Below are 22,687 nucleotides of genomic sequence, written 5' to 3'. Positions count from 1 at the left end.
TGATGTCGGCCCGCACGGCGGCAGGACGTCCGAGCTCGACCCTCACGGGAACCTTCCGCGGTGTCGGGCCGACATGTCAGTTATGACTATCGCGTGTCTTGAGATGCTCTCCTTCGGCCTCGCCCACCTCGCCCGCGCCGCGCGCGAGTCGGGCGAACGTCTGGTGCTGCTGACCGGTGTGGAGCCGCTGTATCTGCACGAACTCGCCACACTGCCACCGGGGTCGGTCGACGTCGTGGCGGTCGACACCGGTGACCGGAAGGCGGTCACCAAGGCTCTCGCCTCGATCGAGGACCTCCGGGGACTCATCAGCTCGACGGACACCTGGGGTGTGGCCGGCACCGAACTCGCCGCCGAGTTCGGCCTGCCCGGCATCGACCCGGCGGCCATCCGACTGGTACGCGACAAAGCCCTTGTCCGCGACCTGCTCCACCGCAAGGGTCTCAGCCCGTTCGGGTCCGCGCCGGTGGAGGAGGTGGCCGCGGTGGACATCGAATGGCTCGCCTCGACCGTCGGGCTGCCCGCCATCATCAAGGACACCGCCGGCACAAGCAGTCAGAACGTGTGGCTCGTCCGTGACGCCGAGGATCTCTCCCGCTTCCGTCAAGAGGCTCAGAGCGCCGCCCTGTTCGGACGGCTGTTCGCGGAACCGTTCCTCGCCGGTCCGGTGTACAGCGCGGAGACGGTGACCTGGGCCGGGGAGACCCGGCTGCTGGGGCTCTCCAGCCGTCTCATGTCGCCGCAGCCCTGGTTCCGGGAGGATGTGACGGCGTTTCCGGTGGCGCTGCCGTCCGCGGAACTGAGCGAGATCGAGGCGTGGCTGGGCGAGATTCTGGCAGCCCTCGGATACACCGACCGTTTCGCCCACATTGAACTGTGCATGAGCGTCGACGGGCCTCGGTTGATCGAGGTGAATCCCCGTATCGGTGGGGCGCTGGTCGGTGAATCCATGTGCCGGGCGCTGGACGTGAACGTGTACGGCGGCCTCGTCGATCTCGCACTCGGCCGCCGTCCACGACTGCTCGACGCTCCCTTGTCCGGAGGGCCGGCCGTGGCGTTCGTTCTCGCGTACCCCACACAGGCGGGCGAGTTGGTCGCCGTACACGGCCTTGAGGACATCGCCCGCTATCCGGGACTGCCCACGTGGTATCCGACGAAGGCGATCGGCACACACATCGAGCACGTGACCGACGGGCGCGGCTACGTCGGCATCGTGCTCGCCGAGGGACCCACCGCGGAGATCGCCACGCACCGTGCGGTCACCGCGGCGGGAGTCATCAGCGTCGACACACATCCCCGGTACTAGGAGGCCACTGGTCCTCGGCTGCCTCGGACGATCAGTCGGCGGGCGTGGTTGTCGAAGGGCTCCGCGTCGAAACCGCCGAAGCACTCGACGTCGGTGAAGCCCGCCTCGACGAGCATCGTCTTCAGCTCGAAGGCGCTGTAGAGGGTGTGCTCGACGAACGCCGTTCGCGCCCGGTCCCCCCGTACCAGGATGAAGTCGTCCCGGAACCGCTCCCAGTCGCCGAGGATCGTGCCACGGACGATCAGCGTGCCTCCCTCGATGTCAATGATCTTCGGCAGGCCACCGTCACGGGCCAGGATCTCCTTCCCGTACAGATCGATCAGAAGCCGGCCCCCCGGCTTGAGGCTCGCCAGCACATTGCGCAGGACCCGCATGTTCTCGTCGTGATCGGCGAAGAGTCCGAAGGAGGTGTACATGCTGATGGCCAGGTCGAACCGGTCCGGTTCGGCGAATTCACGCATGTCCGCCCGGACGAGCCGTAGTTCGACGCCGGCGTCGGAAGCCCCCGTCTCCGCGCGTTCGAGCAGCGCCGCGCTCAGGTCCACGCCGGTGACCTCGGCCCCGCGTTCGGCCAGCGGGATCGCGTACGCCCCCGGTCCGCAGCCGAGGTCGAGCACCGCGCTGCCGGCCGGGACCCGCAACAGCGGGGAGGAGGCGACCCGGGCACGGGCCTCCTCGGCACGTCCGGCGGAGAACAACACATCCGAGAAATCGACCCACAACGCCTCGTTCTCGAACCATTCCATCGCTGTCCCCTTCACTCGTCACTCGTGTCCACCGTGTAACAAGTCGCCGGCTCGACCCGGCAAGTTCCAGCGGACCGAACGATCAAGAGAGGCCCACTCATGACGCATGATTCCGGCACGATCAAACTGACCGTCCGTCGCGAGTCCCTGAGGCTCATCGAGACGGTGAAGAGCTCCCGCGGCGAGATCACCTCCGTCGACACCTGCATGGTCACCCTCACGTACGACGGCATCACCGCCTACGGCGAGGGCACACCGACCGAGTACAGCGGAGTGACCGCGGATCACGTCGTGGACGCGGTCGAAGCCGATGGCGCGGCACTCGTCGGCCGGGATCTGAAGGATCCGAGACGCGTCCTCGACCGCATCGAGGAATGGGACGCGCCGGCGGGCGCGCGGATGGCGCTGGACGGCGCGGTGCACGACTGGATCGGCAAATCGGCCCGGCAGCCGACCTGGAAGCTGCTCGGCATGCCCAGAACGCTGGGGCCCACCGTCTACACCATCGGCATGGAGAGCCCTGACGAAGCGGTGAGCGCGGTCCGCAGAGCTCCGGAGGTGGGTGCGTTCAAGGTGAAGGTCGGCGGCCCGGACGACCTGGAGGCTCTTGAGGCGATACGGGAAGTGACCACGCTGCCGGTCCGTATCGACGCCAACGAGGCATGGGACCTCGACACCGCTCGCGCCCTCACGCCCCGGCTGCGCAGGCTCGGCATCCAGCTCATCGAGCAGCCGTTTCCCACCACGGCGATCGACGACTACCACCGCTACCGGCAGTTGCCGGGCCGGCTCCCGGTCTTTCTCGACGAAGGATGCACCGACGCGGCAAGTGTCCTCGCCGCGCGGTCGTACGCCGACGGCATCGTCGTCAAGCTGTGCAAGGCCGGCGGAATCCGGGGCACGCGACGGGTGATGGAGGCGGGCCGGAAGGCCGGCCTTGAGGTGATGCTCAGCTGTATGTGTGAGTCGGAGCTCGCCATCAGCCAGGCCGCCCAGCTCGCGCCGCTGGCCGACCGTATCGATCTGGACGGTCACCTCTACCTGAGCGACCCACCGTTCCACGGACTCGCCCTCGAAGACCGCAGCATCGTCCTGGGCGAAGCCCCCGGTCTGGGCGTGCTGCCCACAGGTTGACCGCCGTGCCCGCCGCGGGAACTTCTCCCGCTCCCGGCACGACATGTGAGAAGGGCGCGAGTGCGCCGCACGACGGGAGGAACGATGGACTGGTACGAGGACCTGAGCCTGTGGTCCGGCTTCTCGGCGGTGCTCTTCTCGCCCCAGAGGGAGCGGCAGGCCGCCGACGTGGTCGCCACCTCGCCACTGCTCGCGTTCCCGCCGGGCACCCGCGTGCTCGACCAGTGCTGCGGTGTCGGTGTGTACACGGTGCCCCTGGCCCGCCACGGCTACCGGACAACAGGGGTGGATCTCCATCCCGAACTCCTCGAACGAGCCGGCCTCGTATGCGCGGAGGCGAAGGTGGAGGCGGCGTTCGTCCAGGCGGACGTACGCGAGTACGTGGCGCCGGACGCGTTCGACGTCGTGCTGAACATGTACACCTCCTTCGGCTACTTCGAGGACCCGGAGGAGAATCTCCAGGTCCTGCGCAACGCCTGCGCATCGCTCGCTCCGGGCGGACAGCTGATCGTGGACCTGCTGAGCAAGGAGACGTACGCGTCCTGGGTCGGCCCCCCGAAGATCGTCGACGTGCCCGGGGGCATGGTGGTGATGCGCGACCACATCCTGGACGACTGGTCCCGGTACCGGACCGACTGGACACTGGTGCGGGGAAACACGGCCGAACACTCCTCGCTCACCTGCTGGGTCTACAGCGCCACGGAGTTGCGGGCCATGTTCGAGCAGGCCGGGTTCGAGAACGTGGAGTGTTTCGGAGACTGGGACGGCCGGCCGTACGACGGCGGGGCCACCCGCCTGATAGTGCGGGGAAGCAAGGCACCATCGGCGTGACACCCACCCCCCGCGACGCTCCGGGCACCTCCGCACTGTCCGGCGTCCGCTCCTTCACCGGCACGCAACGGGCGCTGCTCGGGAGCGGGTTCCTCGTCAACCTCATCAGCTTCTCCGTCTACCCGTACCTGGCGGTTCTGCTCCGCGACCGGATGTCACTCGGTATGGACCAGGTGGGGGTCGTCCTCGGCTTGGCGACATTCGTGCAGTTCGCCGGAGGAGTGCCGGGAGCCGCCCTCGCCGAGCGCATCGGGTTCCAGCGGTGCCTGCTGATCTCGATGGCCCTGCAGACCCTCGGGTCGCTGGGATTCGTGGTCGGCGGAACGTGGCCGGCGGTGACGATCGCCGCGCTGTTCCTGCGATCGGCGGCCACGGCCCTCTACTCACCGAGCGTCAGGGGCTATACCGTCCACGGCGCGACTCCCGAGGAACGGCCGCGCCTGGTGGCCGCGAGCTACGCCACGGGCAACGTCGGTGTCGCGCTCGGACCCGTGGTGGGTTCGCTGTTCATCCGCGACCCCGGCGGGATGTTCGTCGCCGCCACCGCACTGCACTTGGTGATGATGATCGGTCACGTATTCCTGCCCCGGGAACGCCGTGACGACCGCGAGGTGGTCGAGCCGATGAGCCGGGCCCTCCGGGGCCTCGCCGTCCTGCCGTTCGCCGTAACAGCCCTCACACTCTATTTGCACATGCACTTCTACCAGTATCTGTCGTCCTACGCCGACGACAGGGTGCCCACCGTGTTCTACGGCGCGGCCATGATGGGGTATTCACTGGTACTGGCAGTGATCCAGCCCCTGATCGCCGACCGTGTCGAGCGGATGCGCTACACCTACGCGATGGCTCTCGGCTTCGGGGGCCTGGCAGTCGGCATGATCGCGTTCACCGGCGGGAACGAAGTAATGATCGCCGTCGGCATCCTCGCCATCGGAGCGGGGAACTCCGTACTCCTGCTCAAGAACGTCCTCGAAGCGCTCGCCCGCACGAAGCGCTCGCCGGCCGTGGTCTTCAGCCACCAGCGGCTGGCCGAAGGTGTCGGCGCCTTCCTCAGCGGGCTCGTCGGCGGAGGGCTGTACTACCAGTTCGAGACCGCGGGACAACTGCCAGGATTCTGGCTGGCCGTCGCCGCCCAGAGCGTGCTGATACCCCCGGTTCTGCTTCTCGTGTACCGCCGATTCCGGCGCCCCCCACATGAAAGGGAAGGTTCATCTTGAATCCGACAGAAGCCATTATCACCGCCAGTGCCGTCGCCGAGCGACTGCGCAAGGACGCCGTCGAGAGAAACCACGCCAACCAACCGCCATTGGCCGAGATCGAATTACTCCGTGAGAGCGGGCTGCTCGCCGTCGACCCCGACGACCACCCGACCACGCACGCGGTCACCAGGCTCGTGGCCGCCGGAGACGCCTCGATCGGACACCTTCTCGGCTACCACTACCTCCACTTGTGGCGAGCCTCGCTCTACGACAACGGCGAGTTGTCCCGCTCGCTGCGCCACGACGTCGTCACCAACCGGTTGTTCGTGGCCGCCGTGAGCAATCCGCGCGACACCGTGACCGCCACCGCGGCCGGCGATGTGCTGTCGGTGTCCGGCCGGGGCGCGTTCGCCACCGGTTGCGCGGTCGCGGACCGCCTGTTCATCAGTGCGACCCGCGCCGACCGCGAGGCACGGCTCGTCGTCGTCGCCCATCGAGGCGCCGACGGGATCTCGCATCCACCGGACTGGGACAACCTGGGCCAGCGCCTGAGCGCGAGCGGGAGCATCGTCTTCCAGGATGTCCGGGTCGACCCCAGCGATGTGCTGGGCACGTTCCCTGTCGAAGAGAACGAGTCGAGCCCCCGCTGGCTACGCCTGTCGCTCGTCTCACTGGCCTTCCAGGCGGTACTCACGCAGATCCTCGTCGGCATCGTCGAGGGCGCGCTAGCCGAGGCCGCCCAGTACACGCGCGAGCGCTCGCGCCCCTGGCCGGCGAGCGGGCTGGAGAACGCCGCCGACGACCCGTACGTCCTCGCCGGTTACGGGGAGCTCGACGCGACACTCCGCGCGACCCGCCTCCTCGCCGACGACGCGACCCGTGCCTTCACGGAGGCCGACGCCACCGGTCTCGCCCTGACCTCGGCCGAACGCGGCCGCGCCGCGCTGACAATCTCGGCCGCGAAGGTGATGTCCTCCCGTACAGCGACCGAGGCGACCAGCCGTATCTTCGAACTCACCGGCGCCCGGGCGACGACACGGTCCTCGGGCCTCGACCGGTTCTGGCGCGACGCCCGCACCCTCACCCTGCACGACCCTCTCGTATACAAGGTCCGGGAACTCGGCACCTCCCGCCTTACCGGCGAGGTCCCACCGATCACGGCGTACAGCTGAGGCGACCGGGGCGGCGCGGGGAGTTCGCCGCACCACGCGTCCGGCGTCACGGTGAGCCTCACGCCCCGGCCAGTGCCGATTGCGCTGGGCCGGGCGGTGGGTCTGTCCGGCGACTCCGGTACGGGCTCGCCTCCGGCTCGTTCGGGCGCGGACCTCTTAAGCGGGTCGACGGAACGAGGCGATGAACGGGCGCTTCGCGGGTCATGCCGGGGTACTGCGATATGCCCTGCAGGAGCCGTTTCGCCCGTCTGCGGACGGTGTCCCGGGAACCGTCCCGGGGTCACGGTCTCCTCCACTCGCACCAGCGAGTCGGGGCCGAGCTCCTCTCGTATCGTGGCGAACTGCTCGCCCGTCAACCGCATCACGATCTCCTCTCCACCCTGCTCCCGGGAGCCGGACGGGCGTCCGTCCCCGGGGGCGGACGCCGCTTCGTGGCGAAGTCGCACGGCTCCGCGCCTGAATTCGCGTCACGGCCGAGAAGGAACGATCGGGAGCCCGAGGCTTGGCCGTCAAAGGCCGGTCACGCTCTGCGGTCAATCGTGTCCGAACAGGGTGACGAGTTTGTCGACGACCTTTGCCGAAGCCGCCTCCCTGGTTCCCGCGTCGTAGGACGGCTGCGGGGCGTACTCGATGAGAAGCGGCATGGCTTGCGCACTGCCGTCTCCCGCGATCCGGCCGGCCAGGGACAGGGCCATATCAATACCGGCCGAGCTACCAGCGCCGGTCGCATAGTGACCGTCGACGACGACTCGCTCTTTCGTCTGGGTCACACTGAAATCGGCGAGTTGGTCCAGCGCGGCCCAGTGGGCTGTCGCTCGACGGCCGGAAAGGAAGCCGGCCGCGGCGAGGATCACGGATCCGTACAGACGGAGGTCATCCACGTGACCGACTGATCGATCGTCCGGAGCCGAGGACGTCAAGGTCGTCGTGCCGCAGTCCGTCCACCACGCCCCGGACTACGCCCCGAAGCCTTGCGACCTCGCTGCCGTCGCCGAGGCGGACTTCGTGCCTCGTCGGCCAGCTCAACTGGGCCACCGACCGCGACAAGGTTGTCATCGGCCTGACCGTCGCCCACATCTGGGACGCCTCGTCCGTCCCCCTCGATGCGATCAAGACCAAAGGCACCCAGGACGGCAAAAACCGTCGAGATCGCCGGTCTTTTCGATCCCAGCACCTACCTCCACCGCAAGCTCGGCGGCGAACTCGCAGGAAACCAATGATCTGCTCCGACGGGCGCCGTGTCACGCCGCTCCTGGCAGTCGGATTCCGGGGGCACTCTTGAGTCGTACGAAGGGGATGGAGCGGCCCGCCCGGCGAAATGACGCTTCGCCGCCGTCGACGGGGAATCCCATGAGCGTGCACAGGCGGTGTGCTGTTCGTGGGTGCCTTCGGGCGTAGAGGGCCATGATCCCGGCGCCCTCTTCAGGGGAGAGGAATACAGCGGTGACCGCGTAGTGGCGGCTGCCGACCTGGATCACGGTCTGCGGACTCCGCCGGAGGTTGCGGTACCAGTCGGCCTTTGTGCCGAAGCCCGAGGCGACGGTCCAGGCGCCGAGGCGCGGGTCGTAGTCCACGACTTCCAGAACGACCCGTCGGCCGAGCCCGGATACCCGGCCGAGGTGGTGGAGCATCAGCAGCCGTCTTCGGAAGAGGCTCCCCAGGCCTGCCCGGAAGACGAGAATCGGCAGGCGGGCGCCGAGGCGGCGCCAGCCGGCCGGTGGCTGCGGATGGTTGTGTGCGGTGTCCTGCGGCGTCAACGGTGCCCCCAGATTCGGGAATGCCTTCTTTGCGCGTCAATTGGGTAAAGAGCCCGCCGGACCGCTTCCCCACCCCAGACCTTTGCATAGTCTAAACGTTGAGTGAAGGTACGTCCGCGTATGGCCGGGGCGGCTCTTTCGCCCTCGATACCGCTGGAGTACGTCATGGAACCTGAGAAGGCCCAGGTGGGTCCGGCTGTACTGGCCTGTATGCCGATCGCCCTCATGGCCGCGGTGGCCGTGGCGGACATCGTGGTGGGTCCAGGTGTCGGGTTTTTGCCGCTGGTGTCTCTCGGTCCCGCCTTTGCCAGCCTTGTGGGCGGCTGGCGGCGTACGGCCCAGTTCGGGGTGGCGGCCTTGGTGTTGTGTGTCGGGCTCGGGCTCTACGACAATCTTTTCGAGGAGCGCCGAGGATTCACGGCGATGGCGTCGGTCGCGGGGGTGACGGCAGCCGGGATGGCGGCGGCGGCGATCCGGAGCCGGCGGGAGGCGGAACTGGCCAGCGTGCGCTCGGTCGCGGAGGTGGCCCAGCGGGTGCTGCTGCGTCCCGTCCCGTTGACCGCCGGGCCGTTGCAGGCAGCGGTCTCCTACACCTCGGCCGCCGCGGAGGCACGGATCGGAGGTGACCTCTACGAGGTGGTCGCCTCCCCCCACGGGATCAGGGTGATCGTCGGGGATGTGCAGGGGAAAGGGCTCGCCGCGGTGGAGACGGCGGCCGTGGTGCTGGGCGCGTTCCGCGAGGCGGCGCACGACGAGAAGACGCTGCTGGGCGTCGGCGAGCGGCTGGAACGGAGCGTGGACCGGGAGTTGGAGGGGGAGAAGTTCGTCACCGCCATCCTCGCCGAGATCGGTTCCGAGCACGAAGCGGTCTTCCTCAACTATGGCCACCCCGCCCCCCTGGTCATACGGGAGAGGGGTGATGCCGAATTTCCCCAACCACCCGCCTTCGCACTGCCGCTGGGGCTCGGCTTGCACGGCGCCGACGGTCCCACACCGTTCCAGGTCCCCTTCGCACCGGGCGATCAGCTGCTTCTCTACACCGACGGGGTGACGGAGGCCCGTGATGCGAGAGGCGACTTCTACCCCTTGGGCGAGAAGGTGGAGCTGCTCAAGGACAAGGACGCGCGCAGAGCACTGGAGACACTGCGCGCGGATCTGATGGCGCACGGTGTCGGGCCGCCGCATGACGACGCGGCGATGCTTCTGCTGCGGTATCGCGATCAGCCGTGACGGATCTGTGTGACCGGAGAAGGCGGCAGCTCCGACGCGGTACAAAGGAGCAATGCCGAAGAGCGCGGACGCCCTGGAAGGTGCGAAGGGCGATGACGATGTCGATGCCGTGACGCGTGCCGTGCTGACCGCGTCGCGCTTGCTGGTCGCCATCTCGGCACGGTCCATCGCGGCGGTCGAAGACCGTGTGACGCTCCCGCAGTTCCGCATGCTCGTGGTCCTGGCGACGCGGGGGTCCACCAAACTGGTCGCCCTGGCGGAGCTGCTTCACGTGGCACCGTCCACCGCCATGCGCATGGTGGACCGGCTCATCGCGGCAGGTCTCGCCGACCGGCAGATCAATCCGGACAACCGGCGTGAGACGGTACTGCGGCTCACCGACGAGGGACGGCGAATCGTCGAGGACGTCACGGCCCGTCGCCGTACCGAGATCTCCGTGGTCGTCGAGCGCCTCGCACCCGAAGACCGGGCCTCACTCGTGCGGGCGCTCAACATGTTCAGCGAAGCGGGCGACGAGCCCCTTGTCCCCGCGACGGATACGCCTGAACCCCACCCCTTGGGCTGGGTGGACACGGCAGTGCCGCCCACGCCCGAGTCAGTGTCCGGCCCATCCGAAGAAGATCGCCCCGCGCCCTGACGGTCCCCCCTGGAGCGAGAGCTACTCCTCGGTGCGCGACACGCACTTCGGAATCGGTGCGCTGGGGCTGGATCTGTCGGTGGGGCACTGGGCCGCCGACGGGCTGCTGACCGTCTTCTTCCTCGTCGCGGGTATCGAGCTGAAGCGTGAGCTGGTGGCCGGGGAGCTGCGCACCCCCGCCGCGGCGGCGCTGCCGGTGGTGGCCGCGGTGTGCGGGATGGCGGTGCCCGCCCTCCTGTACGTCGCGGTCGCCCGTACCGGAGGCGGATCGCTGTCCGGCTGGGCGGTACCCATGGCCACGGACATCGCGTTCGCACTGGCGGTCCTCGCCGTCCTCAGTACCCACCTCCCGTCCGCCATGCGGGCTTTCCTGCTGACACTCGCGGTGGTCGACGACCTCGGCGCGATTCTCGTCATCGCGCTGTTCTTCACCAGCGATCTCAACCTGCTCGCGCTGGGCGGGGCCGTGGGAGGGCTGGTCCTGTTCTACGCACTGCAACGCCTGCGGGTGCGTGGCTGGTGGTGGTACGTGCCGCTGGGCATCGCCATCTGGGCGCTGATGTACAACGGAGGCGTCCACGCGACCGTTGCCGGGGTGGCGATGGGACTGATCCTGCGCGCCACTCCCGACGACGACACCGGAGGGCGCAAGCCCGAGCAGACCTCACCGGGGACGCGCACCGAGCACCTGCTGCGGCCCTTCTCCGCCGGCGTCGCCGTCCCCTTGTTCGCCCTCTTCGCCGCCGGAGTCAGCGTGTCCGTCTCCTCGATGGGGGAGGTGTTCACCCGCCCCGAACCGCTGGGCGTGATCGCGGGCCTGGTCATCGGCAAAATCGTGGGCATCTTCGCCGGCACGTATCTCGCCGTGCGCTTCACCCGGGCACGGCTCAACCCCGACCTCGCCTGGGCGGATGTGTTCGCCCTCGCCGCGCTGGCAGGTATCGGGTTCACCGTCTCCCTGCTGATCGGTGAACTCGCCTTCCCGGACCCGGCACAGGCCGAGCACATCAAAGCCGCGGTCCTGGCCGGCTCCGTGATCGCCGCCCTCCTCGCCGTGTTGCTGGTCAAGCGGCGCGACCGCATCTACCGACGGCTGTTCGAGGAGGAGAACCGTGACGACGACCTGGACGGCGTCCCCGACATCTACCAGCGCGAACCGGACGGTGCGGCATGAGGTGGCGTAGCGGCCGTCTGCCCACAACCTGCGCCTGGCTGCTGGTCGCGGCCGTGGCTGTCGGCGCCGGAGCGTTGCCCGAACCGTTCTGGCTGAAGATCGTGTTCCTGATCGGTACGGCCGCCGCTCTGCGTCTGGCTCTGACCGGTATCTGGCCGAAAATGCGCAGCACCCAGTCCTCCGCCCCGGTCCCCGGCGGACGCCGGTACGCGTCCGGCTGTACGGCGAGATCGACACCGTCAACGCCGAGCGCTACGCCCGCGACATGAAGGAGGCGCTGGGCCCGGCCACCGCTGTTCTGGAGCTCGACATGTCCCGAGTCGATCACGTCAGCCGCACCGGCACCCCAGCACTGTCCCACCCCGAAGGCCAGCACGGCTCCTCCCCTATCAGCGGCGGAAACCCCAGGAGCACGCCGCCAGCCTCGCCTCAGCCGCCCCTGCTCGAGTCCATGGGCGGCACGGCGGGATTCGTCTACTCGACCGTCCCGGTCGCGGTGTTCGTGATAACGCTCGCCTTGCTGTCCACGAAAGCGGCTGTAATCTCGGCCGTCGCCACCGGTGCGGTACTCACCGTGGCCCGGCTGGTGCGCGGCGAACGTCTCCTCGCCGCCTCCGGTAGCCTGACCGGCGTGCTGGTCGCGGCAGGCATCGTCGTACTCACCGGTTCCGCCAAAACTTCTTACTTCTTGGCATCTGGGTGGCCTTCGCCGGTTTTCTGGCCACATTCGGTTCGGTCCTCTTCCGCCGCCCCCTGTCCGGCGTGGCGTGGAACCTCCTGCACGGGGGCACGTACGCCTGGCGCGAGAACCGTCAGGTTCTACGGGCACACGACATCGCCACGCTCGCCGCGGCGCTCGTCCTCGGAGCCCGGTTCGTGGTGAAGCAGTGGCTCTACATGCACGACGCCACCGGCTGGCTTGCCTTCGCGAAGATCGCCATGGGCACCCCCCTCACCGTGATGGCCGCGCTGGTCGTCGCCTGGGCCTTCCGTAGTACGTCGAAGCGCCTGCTGGACAGCCGACCGATGGAGACGATCGCGCATCAAGAAGTCGAACTCCCGCCTCGCCAGGGCGCGTCCAAGTAGCGAAGCCGTCGCATCACCAGAAAAAGCCCCTCGCATGTCGACCAGCCACACGCACGCGGAGACGGCGAGAGAACTTGGAGCTCTCGAGCGGACCATCGACTTCTACATGCATCGAAACCGCGTCCAGTTCTCCTTGGTCACGGAGTTCGACCGGAAGGTCTCCGAGCAGACTCTGGTGCGGGCACTGCGGGATGTGCAGGCACAACACCCGTTGCTTCGCGTCTCGGTCGACCGCCGAGCGGGACAGGTCTCCTACGCGGTCCACCAGCCGATCCCGTGGCGGGCGCGCACGCCGGGCAGCCGCCCGTGCTTGGCGGCGTACTTGTAGGTGAGGCCCGCCGGCACGTCCTCGATCCGCCACCGCCGCACCCACTCGTGGGCGGCGGCCCGCGAGATGCCCATCTCCGCCGCGACTGAGCGACCGCACGGCCGGAACCGGCACGTTCGACCAGCAGTCGCCTGCCGCGCACGGTCAGACGGGCATTACGGTGGGCACGAAGACCTCCGTGCGTGGTGTGGAGCCCAGACACCTCCACCACACCGGAGGTCTTCGCCATGATCAAGCCCGACCAGTGTCAACAACGCTCTTGATCAATACGGAGAAGGCGTCCAGGAGGAAGCCGCGCCCGGCGTAGCCGTTTTCACCGTTCGCCTCGCGTGCCGCCTTCCCGGCCGCCGCCACAACGCGGGCTTGCCCGAGGTCGCCTGAGCCTGCCCGCGCCGGGGAGAGGCTTGCCAGGGGCAGATGCGACGGCGCGAGGGCCAGCCGCTGACCCTGGGCACGGGCACTTCCGGGGCCCGGTCTCACTCCTGGCGCTCGTTGACGGCTTGGCGCTACAAGGTGAGTTCATGTTTGAACTCCTTGCAGGGCGGCGGAGTCGACGGCGGGCAGACGGACCAGGAGTCACCTCGCTTGCCGCACCGGCTCGGAGGCAGCCTGGAGGTCGTGCGGTGGCCATGCTCACGGTGAGGGGGGATGCTGCCAAGCGCTTCACCACAGTCCTGCATCCGAGTCGGGCTCGGCACGGGGGCCGCCGTCATCAAGGGCTGACTGCCACGCCCGGGCGGTAGCCTCCGACCCGCCGGACCTTGTCAGTGGGCCTGCCCTTCTGAACAAGTCGTCGGTGACAGCGAGCTCCGGGCCCAGCCTTCCTCAAGCGTCGCCCCCAGGTTCGCGTTGAGCGCATCCACGAGCCAGTCGTGCGCGGACCCCGGGGTCGGCTCCGGGGGGCGGCCGGGAGCGGTGATCACCTCGGTCGTCAGGTCCCAGTACCGGTCGATGCGTGGATCGGCGGCGAGCCTACCGCCCAGCCCACGCCGGAAGGCCGGTGTGTCGTGAGCGCCGTACGCACTCGCGTACGCGTCTACGAACCCGTCCAGCGCCTCACCGGAACGGGGCGCCGCTCCCCTGCGCATCTCGCCGCCCGCCAAGTCGTACGCCTGGGCCAGCCCCGTATACAGCACGGACGATTCGCGTGCCCCCGCAGCACTGTGGGCTCTGGGCCGGCACGCGCTGCTCCCGCCGCGCAGCTGGGTCACGAAGGCGTGCAGCCGGGCGAAGGCGAGGACCTGGCCCTGCCGTGGGTCGTCGGGCGGATGCGGTACGGCCCTTTCCAGGAATGCGGTGACGGACCGGGCAGGCATCCGGGGCGGCAGCCACGAACGCCAGAAGCGGACCAGGGAGGCGGTGCTCGGTGGAGCGGTGACCGCCCCGACCAGGCGCAGTCTGTTGGGGCGCTCGGCCGGCGGGCATTCCTGCACCAGTCGGAGCGCGGCCTCGCGCCAGCGCAGGGCCGCGAGGCCGCGTCCAAGTACGTGCAGTCGGCGGGCGATCGCGTCCTCCAGCACGTCAGCCGCACCTCCAGCGTCCTGTTCGTCGAGGATCCGGCGCACTTCGGGAAGTGGCAGGTCGAGGCCGCGTAGGGAGCGGATCAGGCTCAGACGCTCCGCGGCGGCCGGGGCGTACCGGCGGTGTCCGCCGGTACTGCGGGACGCCTCCGGCAGCAGTCCGCGATCCGTGTAGAAACGGACGGTCTTGACGCTGACGCCCGCGTGTTCGGCGAGTGCACCGATGGTGCACAGGCCGTCGTGCGACGAGAACACTTGAACCTCCACCAGGGGGAGTTCCTACGGTACCGGCGAGCGCTGCCGGAGAATCGGGGCGGTTCGCGGAGGGCGGTGTGACGTGGCCGCACTCGTCTCTGAACCAGCAGGACGGCCTACGGCTGGAGGTACTGAGAAGACGACCCGACTGATATTCCTGTGCGAGAAGTGCAGAACGCATGGCTGACGGCTGATAGACGTGAGCCTTCGGGCCGGCTCCCAAAGCCTGGCCTGTTGAGCCGCGAGTTGCCCCAGGTCAGAGTCCACGTCGGCGCCCCCTATTTTTGTCTTACCGCCTATGACAGTTGATCCATAGGGATGCGCCCCGAGGATCGTCTCCCCTGCCACCCTTGGCGTTCTGCGCCCCCTCGTCGAGCCGAGGCAGTCAGGCGCGGCACGAATCCGCTCAACGAATCGATATGAGGAAGCCGAGATGGCCGAAGGATCGGATCTGCGCACGTATGCGCGCCGGGTTCCCTATGCCGATCCGGGGGCGCCGGACCACCGCAGCCCGGCGCGCTACCTGTGGTGGCTGGTCAAGAAGCAACGCATGCGGGTCGTCCTCGGAGCCCTGTGGGGCACTTCGTGGATGTGCGCGCTCATGCTGCCGCCGTACCTCATGTCCAAGGCGATCGACAGCGGTCTCAAGGCCGGAGACCGGGGGCAGCTGGCCCTGTGGGTCTCGGTTCTCCTCACGGTCGGTGCGGCTGTCGCTGTCCTCGGCATCCTGCGGCACCGCACCATGACTCTCATCCGGGTCGACGCGGCGTACCGCACGGTGCAGGTCGTAGTCCGGCACATCACTCATGTGGGTGCCGCGCTGCCCAGCAAGGTATCGGCGGGTGAGCTGACCCATCTGCAGGCGGGCGACATCGGGCGCGTCGCACAGGCCTTGACCATCACCGGGCCCGGCGTGGGCGCGGTCATCGCGTACGTCGCAACTGCCGTGCTGCTGTTCAACATCTCCGTCCTACTGGCGCTCGTGGTCCTGCTGGGTGTCCCGTCGCTGGCGGTGACCATCGGCCCGCTGTTGGGGAAGCTGCATGGTGCCGAGGTGACCTATCGGGACAAGCAGGGCGAGCTCACCGCCCTGGCGGTGGACATGGTGACCGGGCTGAATGTGCTGAATGGTGTCGGCGGGAAGCCGATGTTCGCCCGCCGCTACAGGGAACGGTCCCAGGCCCTGCTGGCCGATGGCTACCGTGTCGCCTCTCTGACCAGTTGGGTGCAGTCTCTCGGGGCGTGTCTGCCGGTGGTCTTCCTCGCACTGGTCACCTGGATCTCCGCGCGGATGGCTGCCACAGGCACCATCACGGTCGGTGAACTGGTTGCCGTCTACGGATACGTCGCCGCGCTTCTGGTGCCCGTGACGCTGATAATCGAGGGTGCCGACGACCTTCCGCGCGGGCTCGTCTCCGCACGCAGGGTGGTCGGCGTCCTGGCGATGACGTCCGACATCACGGACAGCGAGACGCCGGTGCCCCTGCCGCGCGGTTCGGCCGACCTGCATGATCCGGTTTCCGGGCTTCTTGTTCCCGCGGGACGGATGACGGCTCTCGTGAGCGCCCGGTTCGACGAGGCGCGTGCGGTGGTCGGCCGGCTGGGCCGCTACGCGGATTCCGATGTCACCTGGGGCGGCGTCCGGCTGGCCGACATGGAGCTTGCCGAGGTGCGCCGCCACATTCTCCTGGCCGACAGCGACGCGTACCTCTTCGGCGGTTCGGTGCGCGCCGCCGTCTCCGTAGGGGACTCCCACTCCGACGAGGACATCGAGCGGGCGGTACGGGCCGCGGCGGCCGAGGACATCATGAAGTCGCTGCCGGACGGGCTCGAATCCCGCCTGGACGACCGGGCCCTCAACGTGTCCGGCGGGCAGCGGCAGCGGTTGCGGCTTGTGCGGGCACTGCTCGCCGACCCTGAGGTCCTGCTCCTCGTCGAGCCGACCTCGGCCCTGGACGCTCACACCGAGGCCCTTGTCGCGTCGCGGGTCAACGTCGTCCGCCGGCAACGCACCACCCTCGTCGTCAGTACGTCCCCACTGCTACTGGGCCACGCGAGCCAGGTGTCGTACCTGGTGAACGGCCAAGTCCTCGCGACGGGTACCCACGGTGAACTGCTCGCGCGGCAGCCCGGCTATCGGACCTTGGTCTTCCGCGGCGCCAACGAAGACGATCTGACCGTCCAGGCGGCCGGTACCCAGGAAAGGATCAGCCGATGAGCGGCTCGCAAGAGGTACCGCGGCTCCCGGTCGCCGGCACTCCGGCCGTGCGCCGGGCCAGCTGGGGGCTCCTCAAGGACGACGGCCCGGCCATGGTCAAAATCATCCTTCTGACCTGTCTGGCCTCGCTGGCGGGCCTCGTGAGCCCGTGGCTGCTGGGAAGCATCGTCACCAAGGTCGAGCAGGGCGCCATCACGACCTCCCAGGTCGACCGGCTGGCGATGACCGTACTCGTCTCTGCACTGGCTCAGTTGGTGCTGACTCGGTACGCCCGCGCGCACTCCCACCGGTTCGGCGAGCGCGCGCTCGCCCGGCTGCGCGAGGAGGTCGTCGACCGAACCCTCGCCCTGCCGGCCCGGGTGGTCGAACAGGTCGGCACCGGCGATCTCGTAACCCGTTCGTCCGTGGACGTCGGCACGGTGGCCTCGACGCTGCGCAACGCGGCGCCGGACGTGTTCATCGCCATGGTGCAGGTGCTGTTCATCTTCGCCGCGGTCTTCGTGCTGCATCCGCTGCTGGGACCGAGCGCACTCGTGGGCCTGCCGCTCGTCTGGTTGGCCAGCCGCTGGTACCTCGCCAGGGCCCGGGATGCCTACCTCGCCGAAGGCACGGCCGCTTCGGACGTCGCAGAGGCGCTGAACACAACAGCACAGGGCGCCCGCACCATCGAGGCATTCGGCCTGCGCAGGAACCGGGTCCTCCACACGGACAGGACCATCAACACAACGTACCGCGCGGGCCGGCACACCTTGTTCCTGCGCACCGTACTGTTCCCCGTCACCGGATTCGCCCACTCACTGCCCCTGGCACTGGTCCTCCTGGCGGGAGGCTTCGCCTACCTCGACGGTGCGGTCAGCCTGGGCGTGGTGGTGACAGGCAGCCTCTACATGTGGCAACTCGTCGACCCGCTGGACCGTGCGCTGGCCTGGGTGGAGCAACTGCAGCGCAGCGGGGCCTCCTTCGCCCGTATCAAGGGCATCGGCATGGTCGCCGACGAGACCGTGCCCGACCCCCCGCAGCCCGCCGACGACCGCATCGAAGTTTCCGGGGTGCGATACGCGTACCACGGTACCCATGACGTGCTGGACGACGTCGATCTGACAGTGCAGCCCGGTGAGCGGCTTGCGATAGTCGGCGCTTCGGGCGCGGGCAAGTCCACTCTCGGCAAGCTGATGTCCGGTGTGGGGACCCCGCGCAAGGGGTCGATCCAGGTGGGCGGCGTATCGGTCGCGGCCCTGGCCGCGGCGGGCACGCTGGGCAACCGCATCATCCTGATCAACCAGGAGCACCACGTGTTCAGGGGGACCCTCCGGGAGAACCTCGCGATCGCTGCGCCGGACGTCGCCGACGGTGCCATGCTCGCCGCGCTCGCCTTGGTGGACGCCGACTGGTCCCAGGAGCTTCAGGACGGACTCGACACCTACCTCGGTGCTGGTGGCATTCATCTCGATGCCGCCCAGGCCCAGCAACTCACCCTTGCGCGGGTGCTGTTGGCCGATCCCCACACACTGATCCTCGACGAGGCCACCGCGCTGCTGGGCCCCACGACGGCACGGCACGCCGAACGTGCGATGGCGGCCGTGCGCACCGATCGCACGGTGATCGCCATCGCGCACCGTCTGCAGACCGCACATGACGCCGATCGGGTCGCTGTCATGGAGGACGGCCGCATCGTCGAGCTCGGCACCCACGACGAACTGGTCGCGGCGGAGGGCCCGTACGCGGCTCTCTGGCGGTCCTGGAACGGCCGGGGCCAAGGGCCCGACAAGACCGGCACGGAAAGCGAACGGGTGGACCATGCTGGTGCGTGAACACGGAAAACCCCGCACGCAGTGACCCGCTGCTCGTGCTGACCGAGATCGACCGCCTCCGAAAGAGGCACTATCCCCTGGTCACACCTCCGCTCGCAGCACCCCGCCTCTCCGCGGGCGTCCCGCTCCAAGGCCGCCCCGACCAGCAGACGGCCCACACTCCGCCAAAGGATTGACCAACGGTACTGGCCTGCTTGCGCGCCCCGCCAGGCCCCGCTTTGGCGTCCGTGTCCGTGTCTGCGGGAGAGGTGAGTAACGGTTCTGCCGCCGTCTGCTCGGGCGGATGACCGCGGGCGCTTGGGGCCACGCGGTTCGTCATGGGCCAGCCGAGGCACCCGCGCCGTCAGTTCCGGGGGGACGAAGATGCCTCCTGAAAGGCGTTGGCGACGGGTTCGGAGACGCCAAGAACGACGGTGTCGGCATGAAGCGCTACCGCAGTTGCGCTTCGAGCACCATCCTCAACGGATGCCTCGCGGTTCGTGTTCTCGCTGCCGTCACCCCTCCGGTGCCACTTCGCAAAGGCTCGGCATCTCGCGCGCAGCCCGTTGCTCATAGACCGCCGGCGACGCGCAGGATCGCACCCGTGGTGTACGCGGCATCGTCGGACAAGAGCCAGGACACTGCACCGGCGATCTCCGTCGGCCGCCCCGCTCGGCCCATCGGGATACTGGCGGCCACCTTCGCCGGCCGTTCGGGATCTGCGTGGAATTCCGTCCAGACGGTCCCGGGCGCAACGCAGTTGACCCGAATGCTGTTTACGGCGGTCTCCTTGGCCAGGCCCACGGTCATCGCATCGACTGCCGCCTTCGCCGCAGCGTAGTGCACATACTGGCCGGGGCTACCGATGGTGGCGGCGGCCGAGGAGATGTTCACGATCGCGCCCCCGCCAGTGCGGGACATATCCCGCACAGCACGTCGCGCGCACAGGAGGTAACCAAGGACGTTGACCTCCAGGGCGCGGCGCATGCCGCCTGCATCGGCGTCGGCCAGCCGCCCATTGGGGCCGCTGACCCCCGCGTTGTTGACCAGACCTGTAACGGTTCCCAGTTGCGCTGCCAGGTCGAAGAGCCGGTCGACGTCCTCCTCGTTCACCGTGTCGAGCCGAACGGTCAGACACTTGCGTCCGGCGGCACGAACCGCAGAGGCGACCCTCTCCGCAGCCGGGTCGTCCGAGCGGTATCCCACGACGACATGGTGGCCATCTGCGGCGAGACGTTCACAGATCGCGGCGCCGATACCTCGGCTTCCGCCGGTAACAATGGTGACAGACTGCTGCACGGGGTACCTACCGGGGTATCGGCTCCAAGATCGATCATTCTACGTGCCGTTGTGTGACCGCCCCCGTCACACCGTCAGGCGCGACAGCCCCCTTTCACGTTGGTCACGACCTGTTCGCCGCGGCTGCCTTGAGGTTGTCCTGCCCTTCCAGCTGTTGCACAGCGACTGTCTTCTTGACGGACGGTCCTGCATGTCGTAGCCGGGATGCTCAGCGCTTGTTCAGGGTGGGCAACCGCACTACCGGGAGAGAGTGCGAGGGTTCTCCCTCACCAGGTGGGTGGTTCATCACAGGCGGCAGGCCGGTCTCGGTCCGCGAGGGCCCGCACCTCGGCAACGACGGCGCCGTGCCGCTCGCGCGGGATGTCGTGGCCGACGCCCGGCTGGAGGACGAGCCGGGCGTCGCGGATCGCCGCGGCGGTGGCGCGGCCCGCGGAGGGCTTGAGCAGCGGGTCGTCCGTGCCGTGCAGCACCAATGCGGGGACGCGCAGTTCGGCCAGGGGCGGGCCGTGCCAGGCCGCGCCGATCTGGCGGGACTGGGCGTCCTGGTCGGCGATGCCGGTGTCCACGTCGGCGGTGATCCGCCTCAGCGCCTCCGCCTCGTCGAACGGGTAGCCCGGCGACGCGCAGAGCCGTGCCACCGCGAGTCCCGCCGCGATCCGCTGCTCCCGACCCCGGGCGGGCTTGACGCGGACGAACCTCGCCAGCGTGCCGATCCGCAGGTGGCGGAAGGCCCCGAGCCCGCCGACATCGCTGGGCAGCGCGGCGGACGAGGTGAGCGTGCGCACCCGGTCCGGGTGGCGCAGAGCGACGCGCTGGGCGACGACACCACCGAGCGAGTGCCCGAAGAGGTGCGCCGACTCCCACCCGAGCGCGTCCATGACGGCGACGGCGTCGTCGGCCATGTCCTCAGCGGTGTAGGTCGCACCGCGGCCGGCGGCCAGGGCGGCGAACGGGTTGCCCCGAGCGGCGCGCTTCGGCAGCCGGGTGGACTCGCCCGCGTCCCGCTGGTCGTAGCGGGCGACGGCGAACCCGGCGTCGGCGAAGGCCGCGCACAGCTCCTCGGGCCACCATTGCCGGGAGACCCCCAGACCCATCACCAGGAGCAGCGGTTCGCCGTCCGCCCCCTGCTGGAGCCGGTCGTGGGCGAGCTCGACCGCACCGTTGTGGGCGAAGCGGCGTTCGGTCCAGGTCATGGCGGACTCCTTCGGGGGCGAAGTGCGAGATACTGCGATCGATGTTCGCGGTATTAGACTACAGGCAGTTCCGCACGCCAGAAGGAAAGGTGGCCGACCGTGGCCGACCACGAGACCCGGCCGACGACCGTCTGGTCACGCCCCGAGCGAGGCGCACGCGGACCCGCGCCCGAACGCAGCCGCCCACAGATCACCGAGGCAGCCCTCGCCCTGGCCGACACGGAGGGCCTGGCGGCCGTGTCGATGCGCGCGCTCGCGCAGCGGCTGGGCACGGGGCCTGCCTCGCTCTACCGCTACGTGGGGAGCCGGGACGAACTGCTGGACCTCATGGCGGACGCGGTCGCAGGCGAGCTCGACCTCTGCGCCGCCCCAGAGGGCGACTGGCTGGACGCCCTGGTCGGCTTGGCCCTCCAGTCCAAGGCCGCGCACGTCCGGCACCCCTGGCTGGCCGAACTGAACGACCGGCGCGGCGAGGTGCTCGGCCCGCACGCGATCGATTACCTCGACCACGCGCTCGGGATCCTGGCCCCCGCGCCAGGCACCAGCGGACGGAAGTTGGAAGCCCTCGGACTCCTCGGTGGCATGGTCACCCTTTTCGCCCGACGCGAAGCCGCCGCCACCACGGCGGACACCGGACCGGCAGCCCGGGCGGCCCACTTGGCCGCTGCCGCCACTGAGGGACGCCACCCTCACCTGCTCGCCGCTCTCGCCGCGGCAGGCGCACCGCCCTCGGCCGACCAGGACGCCCTGTTCGAACGGCTACTGCGCCGCCTGCTGCCCGCGATGCTCGGCTAAGCGGTGATCTCGATGGGTGATCGTGAGGTTGCCTCTGTGAGAGCGATGGTGATGCACGGCAGCAACTGCCGCCCGCCTTCAGTCCGCCCGGGCCGACCGCACACCGCCGTTTCACCGAGTGGAGCCGAGCCAGGGTCTGGGGCAAGCTCCGCTGCTTGGTCCCGGACGGTTGGTAGGACGCGGGAAGCTGGACTGGTCGCCGTGCGCGATCGACTCAGTGATCATGAGGGCATGAAAGGGGGGACCTGACGGACCCGAATCCTGTGGATCGAGACAAGAAAGACTCGAAGATTCACTTGATCACCGAGCGGACCGGTTCGCCCCTCTCGATGGCGACCTCCGCGGCGAATACCCACGCCAGCCTGGAACCCCTCTTCCGCGGCATCCCGCCGATTCGCTCCCACCGTGGTCCACGCCGACGCCGCCCCGCCAAGCTTCATGCGGACAAGGGTTGCGACTACGACCACCTGCGGAAATGGCTCCGTGGGCGGGACATCGGCGCCCGCATTAAGGTCGGTTCGTCCAGCCGTTTGTAGTAGCAGAGCGCGGCGGCGAGGCCGAGGAAGGCAAGGTAATTGCCGGGGTCGCGTTCATGGCGGTGATTGAGTCTGCGGTAGCCAGTTAGCCAGGACATGGCGTGTCCAATGTGGAAATGGGACATCAAGGGCTTCAGCCCAAGGCTGTCGTGGGTGTTGGCCGCGGAGAGCCCGACGCGTAAGGGCAGTCCGCCCGCGTCGGACAGGACGTGCATCTCGGAACCTGGCTTGCCCGGTCCGCGGACGTGCGCGGAGTCCATGACCGCCCGGGACAGGTCGATCGAGTCATGCTCATCCAGGAGCTGGAGCATTCTCCGATGCAGTCGACCCCACACCCTGCCTCTCGACCACACGACGAAACAGCGCTGCACGGTCGACTTCGACGCCCCGAAGCACGTAGGTAACGCCCGCCAGACACACCCGATTGAGGTTCCGCTGCTCGGTGCCGTCGCGCTTGGTGTGGCGCGGACGGTGAACAGCT

The 22,687-nt window shown here is 68.9% G+C and carries 18 protein-coding genes and 6 pseudogenes; 16 read left to right on the top strand and 8 right to left on the bottom strand.

Translation table 11 applies throughout. The annotated features are described in order from the left end of the window. The first annotated feature begins 82 nt into the window (after nucleotides 1-82). Nucleotides 83-1,306: an ATP-grasp domain-containing protein gene (locus tag SSPS47_RS26795; RefSeq protein ID WP_164255042.1), complete on the top strand. Its 1,224-nt coding sequence runs from the start codon at nucleotides 83-85 to the stop codon at nucleotides 1,304-1,306. Here SSPS47_RS26795 and SSPS47_RS26790 read toward each other — a convergent pair. Further along, nucleotides 1,303-2,052 carry a class I SAM-dependent methyltransferase gene (locus SSPS47_RS26790; RefSeq protein WP_164253189.1) on the bottom strand — a complete coding sequence of 250 codons (750 nt, stop codon included), beginning with the start codon at nucleotides 2,050-2,052 and terminating at the stop codon, nucleotides 1,303-1,305. The two genes, SSPS47_RS26795 and SSPS47_RS26790, sit on opposite strands and share 4 nt — an antisense overlap. Before the next feature lie 99 nt (nucleotides 2,053-2,151). Between SSPS47_RS26790 and SSPS47_RS26785 the strand changes: the two genes are divergently transcribed. The 4 genes from SSPS47_RS26785 to SSPS47_RS26770 all read left to right on the top strand — a co-directional run bounded on the left by SSPS47_RS26785 (nucleotide 2,152) and on the right by SSPS47_RS26770 (nucleotide 6,388). Next, a complete protein-coding gene (locus SSPS47_RS26785) occupies nucleotides 2,152-3,186 on the top strand; it encodes a dipeptide epimerase (RefSeq protein ID WP_164253188.1) in 1,035 nt (344 codons plus the stop codon). Between the two features lie 84 nt (nucleotides 3,187-3,270). Continuing rightward, complete coding sequence (locus SSPS47_RS26780; RefSeq protein WP_164253187.1) at nucleotides 3,271-4,017, top strand: class I SAM-dependent methyltransferase; 747 nt, start codon at nucleotides 3,271-3,273, stop codon at nucleotides 4,015-4,017. After that, a complete protein-coding gene (locus SSPS47_RS26775; protein ID WP_164253186.1) occupies nucleotides 4,014-5,234 on the top strand; it encodes an MFS transporter in 1,221 nt (406 codons plus the stop codon). Before SSPS47_RS26780 ends, SSPS47_RS26775 begins: the two co-directional genes overlap by 4 nt. Next, nucleotides 5,231-6,388 (top strand): acyl-CoA dehydrogenase family protein, encoded by a 1,158-nt coding sequence (locus tag SSPS47_RS26770; protein ID WP_203557933.1) that lies wholly within the window; start codon nucleotides 5,231-5,233, stop codon nucleotides 6,386-6,388. Before SSPS47_RS26775 ends, SSPS47_RS26770 begins: the two co-directional genes overlap by 4 nt. 533 nt (nucleotides 6,389-6,921) lie before the next feature. Here SSPS47_RS26770 and SSPS47_RS26765 read toward each other — a convergent pair. Then, nucleotides 6,922-7,295: pseudogene (locus SSPS47_RS26765) on the bottom strand (DJ-1/PfpI family protein); the annotation flags it as partial. Between SSPS47_RS26765 and SSPS47_RS35630 the strand changes: the two are divergent. Further along, nucleotides 7,283-7,396: pseudogene (locus SSPS47_RS35630) on the top strand (ABC transporter substrate-binding protein); the annotation flags it as partial. The pseudogenes SSPS47_RS26765 and SSPS47_RS35630 sit on opposite strands and share 13 nt — an antisense overlap. A 233-nt stretch (nucleotides 7,397-7,629) precedes the next feature. Here SSPS47_RS35630 and SSPS47_RS26760 read toward each other — a convergent pair. Continuing rightward, nucleotides 7,630-8,145 carry a nitroreductase family deazaflavin-dependent oxidoreductase gene (locus SSPS47_RS26760; RefSeq protein ID WP_164253185.1) on the bottom strand — a complete coding sequence of 172 codons (516 nt, stop codon included), beginning with the start codon at nucleotides 8,143-8,145 and terminating at the stop codon, nucleotides 7,630-7,632. A 165-nt stretch (nucleotides 8,146-8,310) separates the two neighbouring features. On the opposite strand from SSPS47_RS26760, the gene SSPS47_RS26755 reads away from it, so the two are divergent. The 6 genes and pseudogenes from SSPS47_RS26755 (at nucleotide 8,311) to SSPS47_RS35615 (ending at nucleotide 12,272) form a co-directional block, all read left to right on the top strand. Then, the gene (locus tag SSPS47_RS26755; RefSeq protein ID WP_164253184.1) at nucleotides 8,311-9,375 is read left to right on the top strand and encodes a PP2C family protein-serine/threonine phosphatase; all 1,065 of its coding nucleotides are present in this window, start codon (nucleotides 8,311-8,313) and stop codon (nucleotides 9,373-9,375) included. A 52-nt stretch (nucleotides 9,376-9,427) separates the two neighbouring features. Then, the gene (locus SSPS47_RS26750; RefSeq protein WP_164253183.1) at nucleotides 9,428-10,012 is read left to right on the top strand and encodes a MarR family transcriptional regulator; all 585 of its coding nucleotides are present in this window, start codon (nucleotides 9,428-9,430) and stop codon (nucleotides 10,010-10,012) included. Further along, nucleotides 9,996-11,186, top strand: coding sequence for a Na+/H+ antiporter NhaA (nhaA, locus tag SSPS47_RS26745; RefSeq protein ID WP_239065339.1), 1,191 nt, complete (start codon nucleotides 9,996-9,998; stop codon nucleotides 11,184-11,186). Before SSPS47_RS26750 ends, nhaA begins: the two co-directional genes overlap by 17 nt. Further along, on the top strand, nucleotides 11,183-11,455 hold the full coding sequence (locus SSPS47_RS26740) for a hypothetical protein (protein WP_164253181.1): 273 nt from the start codon (nucleotides 11,183-11,185) through the stop codon (nucleotides 11,453-11,455). The genes nhaA and SSPS47_RS26740 overlap by 4 nt, the downstream gene beginning before the upstream one ends. Then, nucleotides 11,452-11,817, top strand: a pseudogene (locus tag SSPS47_RS36300) (DUF3159 domain-containing protein); the annotation flags it as partial. The gene SSPS47_RS26740 and the pseudogene SSPS47_RS36300, both read left to right, overlap by 4 nt. A gap of 68 nt (nucleotides 11,818-11,885) precedes the next feature. Then, on the top strand, nucleotides 11,886-12,272 hold the full coding sequence (locus tag SSPS47_RS35615; RefSeq protein WP_239065060.1) for a DUF3159 domain-containing protein: 387 nt from the start codon (nucleotides 11,886-11,888) through the stop codon (nucleotides 12,270-12,272). Nucleotides 12,273-12,626: 354 nt separating this feature from the next. Here SSPS47_RS35615 and SSPS47_RS36045 read toward each other — a convergent pair. Together SSPS47_RS36045 and SSPS47_RS26725 are read right to left on the bottom strand one after the other, a co-directional pair. Continuing rightward, a pseudogene (locus SSPS47_RS36045) lies at nucleotides 12,627-12,802 on the bottom strand (leucine zipper domain-containing protein); the annotation flags it as partial. Nucleotides 12,803-13,364: 562 nt separating this feature from the next. Next, complete coding sequence (locus tag SSPS47_RS26725) at nucleotides 13,365-14,375, bottom strand: MerR family transcriptional regulator (RefSeq protein WP_164255037.1); 1,011 nt, start codon at nucleotides 14,373-14,375, stop codon at nucleotides 13,365-13,367. Between the two features lie 433 nt (nucleotides 14,376-14,808). On the opposite strand from SSPS47_RS26725, the gene SSPS47_RS26720 reads away from it, so the two are divergent. Continuing rightward, a complete protein-coding gene (locus SSPS47_RS26720) occupies nucleotides 14,809-16,593 on the top strand; it encodes an ABC transporter ATP-binding protein (protein WP_164253180.1) in 1,785 nt (594 codons plus the stop codon). Continuing rightward, entirely contained in the window at nucleotides 16,590-18,404 is a 1,815-nt protein-coding gene (locus SSPS47_RS26715) for an ABC transporter ATP-binding protein (RefSeq protein WP_164253179.1), read from the top strand. The genes SSPS47_RS26720 and SSPS47_RS26715 overlap by 4 nt, the downstream gene beginning before the upstream one ends. A 549-nt stretch (nucleotides 18,405-18,953) precedes the next feature. On the opposite strand, the gene SSPS47_RS26710 is transcribed toward SSPS47_RS26715, so the two are convergent. Together SSPS47_RS26710 and SSPS47_RS26705 are read right to left on the bottom strand one after the other, a co-directional pair. Further along, entirely contained in the window at nucleotides 18,954-19,682 is a 729-nt protein-coding gene (locus tag SSPS47_RS26710; protein ID WP_164253178.1) for an SDR family oxidoreductase, read from the bottom strand. A gap of 266 nt (nucleotides 19,683-19,948) precedes the next feature. Then, nucleotides 19,949-20,875: an alpha/beta hydrolase gene (locus SSPS47_RS26705; RefSeq protein ID WP_164253177.1), complete on the bottom strand. Its 927-nt coding sequence runs from the start codon at nucleotides 20,873-20,875 to the stop codon at nucleotides 19,949-19,951. 99 nt (nucleotides 20,876-20,974) lie between these two features. Between SSPS47_RS26705 and SSPS47_RS26700 the strand changes: the two genes are divergently transcribed. Together SSPS47_RS26700 and SSPS47_RS35610 are read left to right on the top strand one after the other, a co-directional pair. Next, nucleotides 20,975-21,670, top strand: coding sequence for a helix-turn-helix domain-containing protein (locus tag SSPS47_RS26700; protein ID WP_164253176.1), 696 nt, complete (start codon nucleotides 20,975-20,977; stop codon nucleotides 21,668-21,670). A gap of 62 nt (nucleotides 21,671-21,732) precedes the next feature. Continuing rightward, nucleotides 21,733-22,152: pseudogene (locus SSPS47_RS35610) on the top strand (IS5/IS1182 family transposase); the annotation flags it as partial. Here SSPS47_RS35610 and SSPS47_RS26695 read toward each other — a convergent pair. Then, nucleotides 22,128-22,628, bottom strand: a pseudogene (locus tag SSPS47_RS26695) (hypothetical protein); the annotation flags it as partial. The pseudogenes SSPS47_RS35610 and SSPS47_RS26695 sit on opposite strands and share 25 nt — an antisense overlap. Nucleotides 22,629-22,687: the final 59 nt, after the last annotated feature.

The sequence above is a fragment of the Streptomyces sp. S4.7 genome, assembly GCF_010384365.1.
Lineage (GTDB): Bacteria > Actinomycetota > Actinomycetes > Streptomycetales > Streptomycetaceae > Streptomyces.
The sequence above is the reverse complement of the archived record's forward strand: the minus strand, read 5'-3'. Positions and strand labels throughout refer to the sequence as shown.